The 14,909-nt window shown below is 58.9% G+C and carries 16 protein-coding genes; 9 read left to right on the forward strand and 7 right to left on the reverse strand.

What is annotated here, in order from left to right; all coding sequences use genetic code 11:
• The first annotated feature begins 63 nt into the window (after positions 1–63).
• Genes ACQZ63_RS09235 through ACQZ63_RS09255 form a run of 5 tightly spaced genes read left to right on the forward strand, consistent with a single transcriptional unit; the run spans position 64 to position 4,975 of the window.
• Complete coding sequence (locus ACQZ63_RS09235; protein WP_003510951.1) at positions 64–966, forward strand: carbohydrate ABC transporter permease; 903 nt, start codon at positions 64–66, stop codon at positions 964–966.
• Positions 959–1,900, forward strand: a complete 942-nt coding sequence (locus ACQZ63_RS09240) for a carbohydrate ABC transporter permease (RefSeq protein ID WP_003510950.1) — start codon at positions 959–961, stop codon at positions 1,898–1,900. The genes ACQZ63_RS09235 and ACQZ63_RS09240 overlap by 8 nt, the downstream gene beginning before the upstream one ends.
• A 5-nt stretch (positions 1,901–1,905) precedes the next feature.
• On the forward strand, positions 1,906–2,994 hold the full coding sequence (locus tag ACQZ63_RS09245; RefSeq protein WP_003510949.1) for an ABC transporter ATP-binding protein: 1,089 nt from the start codon (positions 1,906–1,908) through the stop codon (positions 2,992–2,994).
• Positions 2,995–3,054: 60 nt separating this feature from the next.
• Positions 3,055–3,819 carry a sugar phosphate isomerase/epimerase family protein gene (locus ACQZ63_RS09250; RefSeq protein WP_065704077.1) on the forward strand — a complete coding sequence of 255 codons (765 nt, stop codon included), beginning with the start codon at positions 3,055–3,057 and terminating at the stop codon, positions 3,817–3,819.
• 22 nt (positions 3,820–3,841) lie between these two features.
• A complete protein-coding gene (locus ACQZ63_RS09255) occupies positions 3,842–4,975 on the forward strand; it encodes a Gfo/Idh/MocA family protein (protein WP_112155376.1) in 1,134 nt (377 codons plus the stop codon).
• A gap of 249 nt (positions 4,976–5,224) precedes the next feature.
• Here the strand turns inward: ACQZ63_RS09255 and ACQZ63_RS09260 are convergent, their stop codons facing one another.
• Positions 5,225–5,362 (reverse strand): hypothetical protein, encoded by a 138-nt coding sequence (locus tag ACQZ63_RS09260; protein WP_173739223.1) that lies wholly within the window; start codon positions 5,360–5,362, stop codon positions 5,225–5,227.
• Positions 5,363–5,587: 225 nt separating this feature from the next.
• Here ACQZ63_RS09260 and queC point away from each other — a divergent pair, with 225 nt between their 5' ends.
• From queC to queE, 3 genes are read left to right on the forward strand one after another with little or no spacing between them, the layout of a single operon-like run.
• The gene (gene queC / locus ACQZ63_RS09265) at positions 5,588–6,298 is read left to right on the forward strand and encodes a 7-cyano-7-deazaguanine synthase QueC (RefSeq protein WP_448799122.1); all 711 of its coding nucleotides are present in this window, start codon (positions 5,588–5,590) and stop codon (positions 6,296–6,298) included.
• Positions 6,298–6,654, forward strand: a complete 357-nt coding sequence (gene queD, locus ACQZ63_RS09270; protein ID WP_113555378.1) for a 6-carboxytetrahydropterin synthase QueD — start codon at positions 6,298–6,300, stop codon at positions 6,652–6,654. Before queC ends, queD begins: the two co-directional genes overlap by 1 nt.
• Positions 6,651–7,406: a 7-carboxy-7-deazaguanine synthase QueE gene (queE, locus tag ACQZ63_RS09275; protein ID WP_113555377.1), complete on the forward strand. Its 756-nt coding sequence runs from the start codon at positions 6,651–6,653 to the stop codon at positions 7,404–7,406. The genes queD and queE overlap by 4 nt, the downstream gene beginning before the upstream one ends.
• 102 nt (positions 7,407–7,508) lie before the next feature.
• On the opposite strand, the gene ACQZ63_RS09280 is transcribed toward queE, so the two are convergent.
• The 6 genes from ACQZ63_RS09280 to ACQZ63_RS09305 all read right to left on the reverse strand — a co-directional run bounded on the left by ACQZ63_RS09280 (position 7,509) and on the right by ACQZ63_RS09305 (position 13,580).
• Positions 7,509–8,558, reverse strand: coding sequence for a Gfo/Idh/MocA family protein (locus ACQZ63_RS09280; protein ID WP_003510934.1), 1,050 nt, complete (start codon positions 8,556–8,558; stop codon positions 7,509–7,511).
• Positions 8,559–8,564: 6 nt separating this feature from the next.
• Positions 8,565–9,350 (reverse strand): ThuA domain-containing protein, encoded by a 786-nt coding sequence (locus ACQZ63_RS09285; protein ID WP_003510932.1) that lies wholly within the window; start codon positions 9,348–9,350, stop codon positions 8,565–8,567.
• Between the two features lie 56 nt (positions 9,351–9,406).
• Entirely contained in the window at positions 9,407–10,435 is a 1,029-nt protein-coding gene (locus ACQZ63_RS09290) for an ABC transporter ATP-binding protein (protein WP_113555376.1), read from the reverse strand.
• A 10-nt stretch (positions 10,436–10,445) separates the two neighbouring features.
• Positions 10,446–11,279 (reverse strand): carbohydrate ABC transporter permease, encoded by an 834-nt coding sequence (locus ACQZ63_RS09295; RefSeq protein ID WP_003510927.1) that lies wholly within the window; start codon positions 11,277–11,279, stop codon positions 10,446–10,448.
• A complete protein-coding gene (locus ACQZ63_RS09300; RefSeq protein WP_003510926.1) occupies positions 11,276–12,250 on the reverse strand; it encodes a carbohydrate ABC transporter permease in 975 nt (324 codons plus the stop codon). The genes ACQZ63_RS09295 and ACQZ63_RS09300 overlap by 4 nt, the downstream gene beginning before the upstream one ends.
• 64 nt (positions 12,251–12,314) lie before the next feature.
• Positions 12,315–13,580, reverse strand: coding sequence for an ABC transporter substrate-binding protein (locus ACQZ63_RS09305; RefSeq protein ID WP_025595656.1), 1,266 nt, complete (start codon positions 13,578–13,580; stop codon positions 12,315–12,317).
• Positions 13,581–13,848: 268 nt separating this feature from the next.
• Here ACQZ63_RS09305 and ACQZ63_RS09310 point away from each other — a divergent pair, with 268 nt between their 5' ends.
• A complete protein-coding gene (locus ACQZ63_RS09310) occupies positions 13,849–14,862 on the forward strand; it encodes a substrate-binding domain-containing protein (RefSeq protein WP_003510924.1) in 1,014 nt (337 codons plus the stop codon).
• Positions 14,863–14,909 lie beyond the last annotated feature (47 nt).

The raw sequence follows: 14,909 nt of genomic DNA on the forward strand, positions 1-14,909 counted from the left end.
ATTGGGGCGAGGTCTTTGAGACCTTGCCTGGGTATCAACGGCAACGTTACAGGAGGGTCATCCATGGCGGGTCTAGCGCGCTCCGGCCGCCCCAACCAGCTTTTCCGCAATCTCAATTCGAAGATTGCTTCCATTCCCATGATATTGACCGCCGTCGTGATTTTTCTCGGCGGAACGGTCTGGACGGTGATTTATTCATTCACCAATTCCAAGCTTCTGCCACGTGCAAGCTTCATCGGTTTCGACCAGTATGAGCGGTTGTGGGCCGCGCCGCGCTGGATCATTTCCATCCAGAATCTGGCGATCTACGGCATTCTGTCGCTGATCTTCAGTCTGGTGATCGGCTTCGTGCTGGCGGCGCTGATGGATCAGAAGATCCGTTTCGAGAACACCTTCCGCACCATCTTCCTTTATCCCTTTGCTCTGTCGTTCATCGTAACCGGCCTTGTCTGGCAATGGCTGTTGAACCCGGAATTCGGCATTCAGTCGGTGGTCCGCTCGATGGGGTGGGAAAGCTTCACCTTCGACCCGCTTTATAATTCCGAGATCGTTATCTACGGCATCCTGATTGCTGCGCTCTGGCAGGGCACGGGGCTCGTCATGTGCCTGATGCTGGCCGGTCTTCGCGGCATAGACGAGGATATCTGGAAGGCGACGCGCGTCGACGGCATTCCGATGTGGAAGACCTATATCCTCATCATCATTCCCATGATGCGGCCGGTCTTCATCACCACGCTTGTCATTATCGCGAGCGGCATCGTCAAGGTGTACGATCTGGTGGTGGCGCAGACCAGTGGCGGACCGGGCATCGCATCCGAAGTGCCGGCGAAATATGTCTACGACTACATGTTCCAGGCGCAGAACCTGGGGCAGGGCTTTGCCGCCTCCACCATGATGCTTCTGACCGTCGCCATTATCGTCATTCCATGGGCGTACCTCGAATTCGGAGGCAAGAAGCGTGGCTAATATCAGCACATTGAACACGGTCGCCGCCGCAACCGATGCGGTTGCCACGGACCTTTCCGGTCCCCGCGGCAAGAAGCCGAAAAAAACGTTTTCCCGCCGCAACATCATTCTCTACGGCACGCTGTTTGTCGCTGCCGCCTACTACCTGCTGCCGCTTTACGTGATGGTCGTCACCTCTCTGAAGGGTATGCCGGAAATACGGCTCGGCAACATTTTCGCGCCACCGGTGGAAATCACCTTCGAACCCTGGGTGAAAGCCTGGGCGAATGCCTGCACCGGGCTGAACTGCGACGGGCTTTCACGCGGCTTCTGGAACTCGGTACGCATCCTCATACCGTCGGTCGTGATCTCGATCATCGTGGCTTCCGTCAGCGGTTACGCCATCGCGAACTGGAAGTTCAAGGGTTCGGAACTGTTCTTCTCGATCCTCATCATCGGCGCCTTCATCCCCTATCAGGTAATGATCTACCCGATCGTCATCGTGCTGCGCGAATTGGGCATTTATGGCACGCTGACCGGCCTCGTGATCGTGCACACGATTTTCGGCATGCCGATCCTGACGCTGCTCTTCCGCAACTATTTCGCGTCGCTGCCGGAGGAATTGTTCAAGGCGGCACGTATTGATGGCGCCAATTTCTGGCAGATCTATTTTCGCATCATGCTGCCCATGTCGCTGCCGATCTTCGTCGTGGCGATGATCCTGCAGGTCACCGGCATCTGGAACGACTTCCTGTTCGGCGTCGTGTTCACGCGGCCGGAATATTACCCGATGACGGTGCAGCTCAATAATATCGTCAACTCCGTGCAGGGCGTGAAGGAATACAACGTCAACATGGCTGCAACCCTTCTCACCGGGGCCGTGCCGTTGATCGTTTATTTCGTCTCCGGCAGGCTTTTCGTCCGTGGCATCGCCGCAGGCGCAGTAAAAGGTTGAGTTATATGAACAAAAGCGTTTCCATTCGCGATCTTTCCCTGTCCTTCGGTGCCGTTACCGTCCTGAAAGACCTCAATCTCGATATTTACGACGGCGAGTTCCTCGTGCTGCTCGGCTCTTCCGGCTGCGGCAAGTCGACACTTCTCAATTGCATTGCGGGCCTTCTGGAGCCAACCGACGGGCAAATCTTCATCAAGGACCGCAACGTTACCTGGGAGGAGCCGAAGGATCGTGGCATCGGCATGGTGTTCCAGTCCTATGCGCTTTATCCGCAGATGACGGTGGAGAAGAACCTCTCCTTCGGCCTTCAGGTCGCCAAGGTTCCGAAAGAGGAAATCGACCGGCGCGTCAAAAGGGCGGCGGGCATATTGCAGATCGAACCACTCCTGAAGCGCAAGCCCGCCGAGCTTTCCGGCGGCCAGCGCCAGCGCGTGGCGATCGGCCGGGCGCTGGTGCGCGATGTGGATGTGTTCCTGTTCGATGAACCGCTTTCCAACCTCGATGCCAAGCTGCGCTCGGAACTGCGCGTGGAGATCAAACGGCTGCACCAGGCGCTGAAAAACACCATGATCTACGTGACACACGATCAGATCGAGGCGCTGACACTGGCTGATCGTATCGCCATCATGAAAAGCGGCGTCATCCAGCAGCTTGCCGATCCCGTCACCATCTACAACAAGCCAAGGAACCTCTTCGTCGCGGGCTTCATCGGTTCGCCCTCGATGAATTTCCTGCGTGGCGAATTGATCGAGAAGGACGGCAAGGTGGTCTTCACCACCAACGGCGTCACCTTCTCACTGGATGGTTATCAGCCGGAGGCGCCGCTTGTCGCCGGTCGTGCCGTGGTTCTCGGTGTGCGTCCCGAACATGTGCGCGTCGATGCCGACATCGTCAGCGGCGAGGTGCATGAGGCGATCGTTGACATCGAGGAGCCGATGGGCGCCGACAATCTGATCTGGCTCAAACATGCCGGTCATACCTTGTCCGTGCGCGTTGGCGGCCACAGGCGGTTTGCGCCGGGCACCCGGGTTCGCCTCGGCCTAGACCTCACCATGGCCTCGCTGTTCGACGCACAGAGCGAAGAGCGGCTTTAGGAAGGGCCCCGTTTTACCCCCAACACCATCCCAAGCACCCACATCTCTATGGAGGAGATAATGACAGAACTCGGTTTCCAGCTTTACAGCGCCCGCAATTTCCAGCCGTTTTCCAATATTTTGAAGAAGCTTTCGGCGGCTGGTTACAAACATGTCGAAGGTTACGGCGCCATGTACGCCTCGCTTGATGACGCCGGGTTGAACAGCCTGCGCTCCGAACTCGATGCCAATGGTCTTGCCATGCCGACCGGCCATTTCGGCCTTGACCTTCTCGAGGGTGATCCGAAAAAGGCTCTGAACATCGCCAAGGTTCTGGGCGTGGAAGCGATTTATTGCCCTTACCTGATGCCCGACCAGCGCCCGGCGGACGCGGCTGGTTGGTTCGCCTTCGGCAAGCGCCTGCAGGAAGCGGGTAAGCCATTCGTGGATGCCGGGCTGACCTTCGGCTGGCACAACCACGATTTCGAGTTCCAGGTGCTCCCGGACGGCTCCACCCCGCAGGAGCAGATTTTTGCCGGCGGACCGGACCTGAAATGGGAAGCGGATATCGCCTGGATTATCAGAGGCAACGCCGATCCGCTCGCCTGGATCGAAAGCTACGGCAAGCGCATTACCGCCGTGCACGTGAAGGACATCGCACCATCAGGCGAAAATGCGGATGAGGACGGCTGGGCGGATGTCGGCCACGGCACGGTGGACTGGAAGGCCCTCGTGGCAGCACTGAGGGCAAAATCCGCCACGAAACATTTCGTGGTCGAACACGACAATCCCAAGGATATCGATCGGCTGATCACTCGCTCCATCGCATCCTTCAAAACCTATTGAGCATCAATCCGGAGTTTTCATCATGCAAAGGGAACTGGGCGTCGGCATCATCGGGTGCGGCAACATCTCGTCTGCTTACTTTTCGCTGGCACCGCTCTTCAAGGGCATCAAGGTGCTGGCCTGCGCCGACCTTAACCGCAATGCGGCGGAACTGAGGGCAGAAGAATTTGGTGTCACGGCGCAGTCGATCGAGGAACTCCTCGCCAACAAGGACATCGACGTGGTGGTGAACCTCACCATTCCCGCCGCGCATTTTCCCGTGTCGAAAGCGGCACTCGAGGCGGGTAAACACGTCTATTCGGAAAAGCCGCTGGTGCTTTCGCTGGAGGAAGGCGAGGAGTTGCGGCGCATCGCCCGCGAGAAGAACCTTTCCGTTGGCTGCGCGCCTGATACTTTCCTTGGCGGCGCGCATCAGCTTGCCCGGCAATATATCGACGAGGGCAAGGTCGGGCGCATCACCTCCGGCACCTGCCATGTGATGAGCCCCGGCATGGAGATGTGGCACCCCAATCCGGGCTTCTTCTTCCTGAAGGGGGGCGGGCCGATCCTCGATCTTGGCCCCTATTATGTGGCGAACCTCATCAACCTCATCGGCCCGGTCAAGCGCGTTGGCGCACTGACATCAATGGCCAACCCCACCCGAACGGTGACCAGCCAGCCGCTGAACGGCGAGATCATCCCGGTAGAAACGCCTACCAACATCCATGCGCTTCTGGAATTCGTGAACGGAGCAACGATCACACTTTCGGCCAGCTGGGATGTGTGGTCGCATCGCCACGCCAATATGGAACTTTACGGTACGGAAGGATCGATCTACGTGCCGGACCCCAACTTCTTCGGCGGTGTGGTGGAGGCGAGCGGACGCGACAAAAATATCCAGCCGCTGGAAGACTGGGCGCATCCCTTCGGCATTGCCAACCAGGAAAGCCCGAATGGCTCGCGCGCCAACTATCGCACGGCAGGCCTGGCCGATATGGCGATTGCTATCCTTGAAGGCCGCGATGCCCGCTGCTCGCTGGATCGCTCCCTGCACGGTATCGACGTGATGACCTCCATCCTCAAATCCGGGGAAGAAGGCCGCTTCATCGAGATGACCACAACCTGCACGCAGCCGGCAGCACTCGGCATCGAGGAGGCGCAGGCGCTGCTGCGCTGAGCCCGGTCTATCGAAAAAAAGAGCCCGGCGCACTGCCGTTTTGCCGGGCTCCTTCCGCTCCGCCGCATCATGGCGAGCTTCGTTTCTCAAAAGCCAATGAAAAAACCAAGCCATCGTGCGACGGTCGTAACCATCCAGATCAGGAAAACGAACGGGGCGATCCCTATCGTGGCGACGAGCGTAGCGGAGGCCACGAAAAGTAAGACTGCAAGATTGCGCCTGAGCCCTGGGCGCCTGTTGCCGAGTGCCTTATCCATGACGCACGGTGGCCATCAGCCCACGAATGGTAAGGGCGACATAGAGCGTGCCTGCCAACGCCATCAAAATGCCGGAGCCGATGGAGCTGAGATCGCTTAGCGAAAAGAGGAACATAGAACCGGACGTCATCGGCAACACCCTTCAAGAATTGCAACGTTCAATCCGTTCTAGATCAAGCCGGTTTCCCGCTTATGTCGCGATTGTTTCGTCTTGTTGCTGCGGCGGGGCAATTTCGTGGATTGCGCGGAATTTCCGCTATTTCCGCAAAGCCCTTCACAATTGCTTCGCTTTGGTTTAAAGCCGCCCCCGTAATCCGGTCGCAGCCCACCCGGTCAAAACAAGGGATCCCAACGTATGAAAACCATCGTCATCTGCTCCGGCGGATTGGACTCCGTTTCGCTTGCGCACAAAATCGCGGCGGAACATGAACTTCTCGCTCTTGTCTCCTTCGATTACGGCCAGCGCCACAAGAAGGAGCTGGATTTCGCAGCCGACTGCGCAAAACGTCTCGGCGTGCCGCATCATGTCATAGACATCACAACCATCGGCGCGCACCTCACCGGTTCCGCGCTCACGGACGATATCGACGTGCCGGACGGACATTATGCGGAAGAGACCATGCGCTCCACGGTGGTGCCGAACCGCAACGCCATCATGCTGACCATCGCCTTCGGCCTTGCCGCCGCCCAGCAGGCGGAAGCGGTGGCGATCGCCGTGCATGGCGGCGACCATTTTATCTATCCCGATTGCCGGCCGGGCTTCATCGACAGCTTTAATGCCATGCAGGCGCATGCGCTGGAAGGCTACGCAGACGTCACCTTGTTTGCGCCCTATGTCACCGTCTCCAAAGCGGCGATTGTGACTGACGCGGTGAAATACGGCACCCCATTTGGCGAAACCTGGTCCTGTTACAAGGGCGGCTCTCGCCATTGTGGCCGTTGCGGCACCTGCGTGGAGCGGCGCGAGGCCTTCCATCTGGCAGGTGTTACCGATCCGACGGACTATGAGGACCCGGATTTCTGGGTGGCGGCCACCCATGCCTATTCGGCACAGGAGGTGCGTTGATGTTTCGCATCACCAAGGAGTTCCATTTCTCCGCCTCTCACCAGCTGAAAAGCCTGCCCGCCGACCATCAGTGCGCCCGCCTGCACGGGCATAATTACATCGTTGAGGTCGAACTATCAGGCGAAGAGCTGAACGAGCACGGTTTCGTGCGTGATTACCACGAACTCGCGCCGCTGAAGCGCTACATCGACGATCATTTCGATCATCGCCACCTGAACTACGTTCTCGGCCATGACCGGGTCACCGCGGAATGTCTGGCGAAGCACTTTTACGATTGGTGCAAGACGAGCCTACCGGAAACCAGCGCCGTGCGAGTGAGCGAAACCGCCAAGACCTGGGCGGAATACCGGCCATGACGGCGGCTGCACAGAAAGTTGCAGCGAAGGAAACAGCGATCCGCATCAGCGAAATCTTCGGCCCTACCATTCAGGGCGAGGGTTTGCTGATTGGTCTGCCTACCGTTTTCGTTCGCACTGGCGGCTGCGATTACCGCTGCTCCTGGTGCGATACGCTGCATGCCGTCGACAGCGAGTATCGCGACACATGGAAACCGATGTCCGTCGAGTCGATCTGGCAGGAGGTGCGACGGCTTTCCGGCGGTGTGCCGCTGACGGTGTCGCTTTCGGGCGGCAATCCCGCCATCCAGCCCCTTGGGCAACTAATCGCGAAGGGGCAGGGCGAGGGCTATAGGTTCGCGCTGGAAACGCAGGGCAGCATCGCAAAAGACTGGTTTGGCGATCTCGATCATCTGGTGCTGAGCCCGAAGCCACCATCGAGCGGCATGGAAACCGACTGGCAGGCCTTTGAAGACTGTCTTGCCGCCGCCGGCGATGGACCGCAGGTGGCGCTGAAGATCGTGGTGTTTGACGATGCGGACTATGCTTATGCCAAGGCTGCATCGGCCCGTTTCCCGCATTTGCCGATTTACCTCCAGCCCGGCAACCACACCCCGCCGCCGCCTGATGACGACAACGCGCGTGTGGATATCGATGGGATCATGGATCGCATGTTGTGGCTGGTGGACAAGGTCAGCGAAGACCGTTGGTTTTCCGCCCGGGTGCTACCGCAGCTGCATGTGCTCTTGTGGGGGAATAGGCGAGGCGTTTGAGGTAGTACCTCCGTCATACAGCGCTAGATTCGGGGTGACGGGAGATAATAGTACACGCTGCAGTATTGGAAGCGGCGGCTTACGCCGCCGCGCCCTTGCAATTCAAGCCGAGACGGCCAGCTCCCGCCGTTCGCGGTCGGCGATGATCGAGAGATCAAGCACCTTCTGCAAATTCGCCGCGTGGCGGAAGTCCGGATCAGCAATGCCACCTTCCATGACGGCCTTGGCGAATTTTTCGTAATTCGTCGGCACCGGGTCGACATCGATTGTCTTCCAGATCGCCTTTTCCACATCGTCGCCGATGCAGGCCCGCAGGCTGGAATAGTCAGGCGTGTGAATCACCTCCAGCGCACCCTTGTCGCCGTGGATGCGCAGGCGCAGTTCGTTGAGATGGCCCGTTGCCCAGCGGCTGGCGTGAATGACGCCCATGGCGCCGTTTTCTAACTCGGCGGTCATGGTGAAGCTGTCATTGGCGTCGAGATCGTAGGCGCCGATCTTGTTGCCTTCATATTTGTCGAAGGTCTTCAGGCGCGTGAAGATCCGCTCCACATCGCTGCCCGCGCCATAGGAGGCGAAGTCGAGAATGTGGATGCCGACATCACCCAGAACACCGTTTGAGCCGTGCTTGGTGGAAAGCCGCCACAGCCACTTGCTCTCCGTCATCCAGTCGCCCCAGGCCTTGGAAACGAGCCAGCTCTGGAGATAGGAGGCTTCCAGATGGCGCACCTTGCCGATCTTGCCAGCCAGCACCATTTCGCGTGCCGCCTGCAAGGGGGCGACATTGCGATAGGTGAGGTTGACCATGGCAACAAGGCCCGCTTTTTCTGCGGCATCGGCCATTTCGGCGGCCTTGGCGTAGTTTTCCGCCAGCGGCTTTTCGCAGAAAACATGTTTGCCCGCCGCCAGAAGCTTGAGGCTGGTCGGGTGGTGGATGGCATCCGGCGTGACGTTTGCCGCCGCGTCGAACTCGCCCCAGGCAATCGCGTCATCCAGCGAGGTAAAGGAGAGTGGAATGTTGTGGCGAAGCGCAAAGCCCCGCACAACCACATCATCCACATCCACCGCAGCCACCAGTTCGACGCCGGGGATTTGCGAAAAATATGTGGCATGGTTGTTAGCCATGCCGCCGGTTCCGAGAATGAGAAGTCTCATGGCTGTTTACCTGTAACCTGCTTCGCCTGCCTTGTGCAGCTTGGGGCCGCGTTCTTCGATAGGCTCCAGCGCCTTGTCGACGGGAACGTTGGGGGCGTCATGAATGCTTTTCAGCGCGCCGACCGGATTATAGGCCCATTTCACCGAATTGCTGATGACCTTCTGTACATTGGCGTCGTGATAGGTCGGATAAGTCTCGTGACCGGGGCGGAAATAGAAGATGTTGCCTGCGCCACGGCGCCAGGTGAGGCCTGAACGAAAGACTTCGCCGCCCTGGAACCAGGAGATGAACACGGTTTCCAGCGGCTCCGGCACGGAGAACTGCTCGCCATACATCTCTTCGTTTTCCAGCTCGAAATGCTCGGGCAGGCCGGCTGCAATCGGGTGGCGCGGATTGATCGTCCACAGGCGTTCGCGTTCGCCCGCCTCACGCCATTTAAGCGCGCAGGGCGTACCCATCAGTCGCTTGAAAGGCTTGGAGAAGTGGCCGGAATGCAGGACGATGAGGCCCATGCCTTCCCAGACACGCTTGGCAACGCGCTCGACGATCTCATCCTGAACCGCACCGTGGTCCTTGTGGCCCCACCAGACCAGAACGTCGGTCTTGTCCAGACGCTCCTGCGAAAGGCCGTGTTCCGGTTCCTGAAGCGTGGCGGTGGTGGCGCTGATCTCAGGGTTGGTATTCAGCGCATCGGCAATGGTGTTGTGCATACCATCAGGGTAGATCGAACGCACCGTCTCGTTGATGTGTTCGTGGATATTTTCGCCCCATACAACGGTGTTGATGGTCATTTTCTTGCTCCTTGGTGAAAGCCGGAAGCTTGGGTGATCCGGCGAAAGTTAATTGTTCAGGCGGCGCCGCGCACGGGATTGCGCGCAAGGGCCTGGCCCTGCGCGTCGAAGCGGTGGATCTGCGCCACATCCGGCACGAGAACGATTTTTTCTCCCGGCTTGCGGTCGGTCACGCCTTCCTCACGAACGACGATGGGTTCGCCAGCACCAATCTCGACATAGATGTAGCTGTCCGATCCCAGCATTTCCGAATGGATGATTTCGCCGTTCCAGCCGGTCTCACCGGCACCGATCGCAAGGTGTTCGGGGCGGATGCCGATGGTCGCGGCACCTTCGACTTCCGCATATTTGCCGGCAAGGAAGTTCATCTTCGGCGAGCCGATGAAGCCGGCAACGAAGGTGTTGAGCGGGCTTTCGTAAAGCTCGAGCGGCGTGCCGATCTGTTCGACGCGGCCATCGCGCAGAACGCAGATGCGGTCGGCAAGCGTCATGGCTTCCACCTGATCGTGGGTGACGTAGATCATCGTCGTATCATGCATCTCCCGGTGCAGCTTGGCGATTTCGAGACGGGTTGCGACGCGCAGCGCCGCATCGAGGTTGGAGAGCGGTTCATCGAACAGGAACACCTTCGGATCACGCACGATGGCACGGCCGATGGCGACACGCTGGCGCTGGCCGCCGGAAAGCTGCTTCGGCAGACGTTCCAGATAGGGCGTGAGCTGCAGCATTTCCGCTGCCGCCTCTACACGCTTGCGGCGCTGCTCCTTGTCGGCGCCAGAGAGTTTCATGCCGAAGGCCATGTTTTCGAATACGGTCATATGCGGATAAAGCGCATAGGACTGGAAGACCATGGCGACGCCACGCTTGGCGGGTGGCAGGCGGTTGACGGCTTCTCCGTCAAAGGAGAGCGTGCCGCCAGTGATTTCCTCGAGCCCGCAGATGAGGCGTAGCAGCGTGGACTTGCCGCAACCGGAAGGGCCGACGAAAACCATGAACTCGCCGGAGCGGATGTCCATGTCGATGCCCTTGATGACATCGAAGGCGCCGAAGGATTTGCGAAGATTGCGCAGTTGAATGGTGGTCATAAGTTTTCTCCTAGCCTTTGACGCCGCCGGCGGTGAGGCCGGAAATGATGCGTCGCTGGAAGATAAGAACGAGGACGACGAGCGGGGCGGTGACGATGACTGAGGCCGCCATGATCGTTCCCCAGGGGATTTCAAACTGCGAACCGCCCGAAAGAAGTGCGATGGCGACGGGCACCGTGCGCTGTTCGTTCGATGAGGTGAAGGTGAGCGCGAAGAGGAACTCGTTCCACGCCGCAATGAAGGCGAGGAGCCCTGTGGTGACGAGCGCCGGCCACATCAGCGGCATGAAGACCTGGGTGATGATGACCCATGGCGTTGCGCCATCGACGATTGCCGCTTCCTCGATTTCGATCGGCAGGTCGCGCATGAATGTCGTCAGCACCCAGACAGTGAAGGGCAGAGTGAAGATCATGTAGGAAAAGATCAGCGCGAGCGGCGTGTTGAAGATGCCAGCCCAGCGGATGAGTTCGAACAGGCCGGCGAGAACGGCGATCTGTGGAAACATCGAGACCGAGAGGATGGTGAGCAGAAGCAGCGAGCGGCCGCGGAAACGGACACGGGCCAGGGCATAGGACGCCGTTACCGCAAGGAACAGCGACAGTACGACGACTGAAGATGCAACGAACAGCGAATTGCCGAGATTGCGCAGGAACGTGCCGTTGCCGATGACGAAGTTGTAATTGGTCAACGAGAATTCACGCGGCCAGTAATTCACCTGGAACAGCGCTGAGCCGGATTTCAGGCTGGTCAGTATCGCGTAATAGAACGGGAATACCGAAATCACCATGATGACGGCGACCAGCGCATAAAAGGCTGTGGTTTTCAGGATGCTTGGCAGGGTCATCGCGAAGCTCCATCTGTGTTGACGCGCCCGAGCCACATATAAACGACTGTTATCGAGGCGATGATGAGGAACAGCATGGTGGAAGCGGCTGCGCCATAGGCGAACTTGTCGAAATCGAACAGGTTCTCACGCGCCAGCACCGACATCGTGCGGGTCTGGGCGTTATTCGGCGTCAGAATGTAGATGAGGTCAAAGACGCGCATCGCATCCAGCATACGGAAGATGACGGCAACCATGAGCGCTGGCCGGATCATGGGCAGGGTGACGCGGAAGAACACCTTGACGGGGTGGATACCGTCCACCTTCGCCGCCTCATACATGTCCTTCGGCACCATTTGCAGGCCGGCGAGAATGAGCAACGCCATGAAGGGCGTCGTCTTCCAGATATCGACAATAAGAACGGCGACCATTGCAGTGTCCGGATTGGCGGTCCATGCGATCTTGTGGGAGATCAGCCCAAGATTGAGGAACAGGTCGTTCAAGATACCGAACTGGTCGTTCAGCATCCACGCCCACATCTGCGCCGAAACGATGGTGGGAATGGCCCATGGAACGAGGATGGCGGCGCGCACGAGACCGCGTCCCTTGAATTCCGCGTTCAGCACCAGCGCAACGATAAGGCCGAGAACGGTTTCGAAGCTGACCGAAAGGATGGTGAATTTCAGCGTGTTGAGAACCGCGCCCCACCAGGCGGGATCAGCCAACAGTCCGCGATAGATGGTGCGGCCGCTGCTGAGCGTGATCCAGGTGAGGTAGTTCTTGAAGCCAACGAATTGTGCGCCGTCGAGATTGGTCAGCGACGCGTCGGTGAGGCTGAACCAGACGGTGCGTACCAGCGGCCAGCCGGCCACCATCGCAAGTACCAGAAACGTGGGGGCAAGGAACAGCCATGCGGATTTCAGGCGTTCCGACTGAAGGTCGGAGCCTGTGCCGGATGCCGCGGCCGGTCTTTGAAGGGCGGTATCGTTCATGGGGATATCTCGCAGTTGGGGTGTGGGAAACGCTCAGGCGAGACCGCTTCCCACACGGGCCGGATTACCAGCCGTTGCCTTTGAGATCGGTCAATTCGACTTCAAGGAGCTCAAGGTTTTCCGCCGCCGTGCCGTTGCCGGAGAGCGTGTTGTGCACGGCACCCCAGAATTTGGCCGAAACCTCGTTGTATTTCACCTTCGCCGAGGCAGAGGGGCGTGGAACGGCGGTCTGGAAAATCGGCTTCCATGTCGGCATGAAAGGCTGTGCGTCCGCGACATCTTTGTCGTCGTAAAGCGAGGCGATCGTGGGCATGTTGGAAAGCTGGATCGCACGCATCTTCTGGGTATCCTTCGATGCGAGGAACTTCACGAGCTGGATGGCAGCTTCTTGATCGTCGGAATATTTCGAAACGGCGAGGTTCCAACCGCCGAGCGTTGAGGCGGGTGCCGCACCCTCTTCACCGGCCGGCAACGGCGTGACGCCGAATTTGCCCTTGATGGCACTGTCGGCACCGTTTCCAAGCGCATAGGCATAGGGCCAGTTGCGCATGAAGACGGAATTGCCGGTCTGCCAGACGCCACGTGCTTCCTCTTCCTTGTAGGCAAGCACGCCCTGCGGCGCGATGGTGCCGACCCAGCCCTTGGCGGCTTCGATCGCGGCTGCGGCTTTCTCGTTGTTGATGGAGATGTCGCCGTTGGTCTCAACGATATGACCGCCACCGGCGGATGCAATCCATTCCAGCGCGTTGCAGGTCAGACCTTCATAGGCGCTGCCCTGGAAGACGAAGCCCCAGAGGTCCTTCTGCCCGCCTTCGCGTTCCTTGTCCTGAATTTCCTTGGCGGTCTCGCCCAGTTCCTTCCAGGTTTTCGGCGGCTGCTTGCCGTATTTTTCCAGAAGGTCCTTGCGGTAGAACAGAGCGGGTGCATCGGTGAACATCGGCATGGCGACAAGCTTGCCGTCCACGGTCTGTGACGCCACGATGGAGGGGAAATGATCGCCAATGACATCCTTCGTCGCTTCGGTCAGATCCACGAATTGGTCGGAGAGCTGCGGCGCCCAGATCACGTCCGTCTGATAGACGTCGACATCCTTGTTGCCCGCGGCAAGCCATAGCCTGTACTGGCTGAACTGCTCACTGGACGATGACGGCATGGTGACGAGATTGACCTTGTGGCCGGTCTCTTTTTCGAAGGCGGCGATCCGCTCCTTGAAAAATGCAATGTTCTTGCCGGTCGAGTTGGCGGCGATGGAAAGTTCGGCCGCCTGCGCGGAAACTGCCGCAGACAGCACGCTGCCACACAGCAACAAAGTCTTCATGGAAATATTCATTGTCAAACTCCTCCGTTGACGCTTCCAATCATCCTCAAAATTGAAAGCGCTTTTGACTGGTGTGAAGTTCGCAAAAGCCGACAAATCTGTCAATACTCTTTCTTATGGCGTGGAAATTGGGCATCTTCGGGTGTTGCCACGGAGGGTTTGCCTTTCGAAACGGCGAACTGTAAGGTTTCAGGTGGGAATAAATTGAAAGCGATTTCAATTTTTGTCCGCTTGAAAAATCTGCGGCGGCGACGCATGCAGGAGCAAATTGGCAGAAAACATGAAGCTCAAGGAATTCGCAGAAAAGGTCGGGCTGTCGCCCACCACCGTCAGCCGCGCGCTTGGCGGCTATCCCGAGGTGCGTGAAGAAACGCGCCAGCGGGTGATGGATGCTGCGCTGAAATACGGCTACCGGCCCAATGCCAACGCGGTCAGGCTGGCAACAGGCAGGGCCGGCGCCATCGGTGTCGTGATGGGCCGTTCGGGCGGCGGGCATTTCTTTTCGGAATTTATGGGCGGCATGGCGACGCGGCTGGAAGGCGAAGAGACCGACATTCTCGTCAGCGTCACCGTCGACAATAACATTGAGGAAGAGCTCGCGATTTTCAGCCGGCTGGCGTCGAGCGGACGGGTGGATGGCATAATCGTGCATTCGCCGCGTCCGGAGGACGAGCGCATCGCGCTGCTCAATCGGCTGGGCGTGCCTTTCATCGTGCATGGCCGCTCGAAGACGGCGTTCGAGCACGCCTGGCTCGATATCGACAATCATGATGTGACGTATCGTCCGACAATCCATTTTCTGGAACGTGGCCACCGTCGCATCGCGATGATAAACGGCCCGACAGGCCGTACATTCGTGCAGGACCGCGAACAGGGTTTTCGTGATGCGCTCGCGACCCATGGCATCACGCCTGATCCGCGCCTCATGATGAGCGAGCATTTCAGCGAAGATGCCGCCTTCCGTTTCGCCCGCTCGCTGCTGGAGCAGACGCCGCGCCCGACCGCCTTCGTCGCCGGCGCGATGATGACGGCGCAGGGCGTCTATCGCGCGGCAACACAGCTGGGACTGGTGATCGGCAAGGACGTGTCCGTCATCGCCCATGACGACGTGTTTCCTTACCTCACTCCGGAAAGCATGATGCCGCCGCTTTCCACCACCCGCTCGCCCATGCGCATGGCTGGCATGCGGGTTACAGACCTGCTTCTGCAGATCGTCGGCGGCCGTCCCGTCCGCGAGGTTCAGGAATTGTGGCCGGTCGAACTGATCTTGCGGGAATCGGTCGGTCCAGCCTGACCTCGTCGCCATAGCTCACTGATTCCATTCCATTTTGTGAACGTCAA

The sequence above is a fragment of the Agrobacterium sp. CG160-95 genome, from assembly GCF_053521725.1.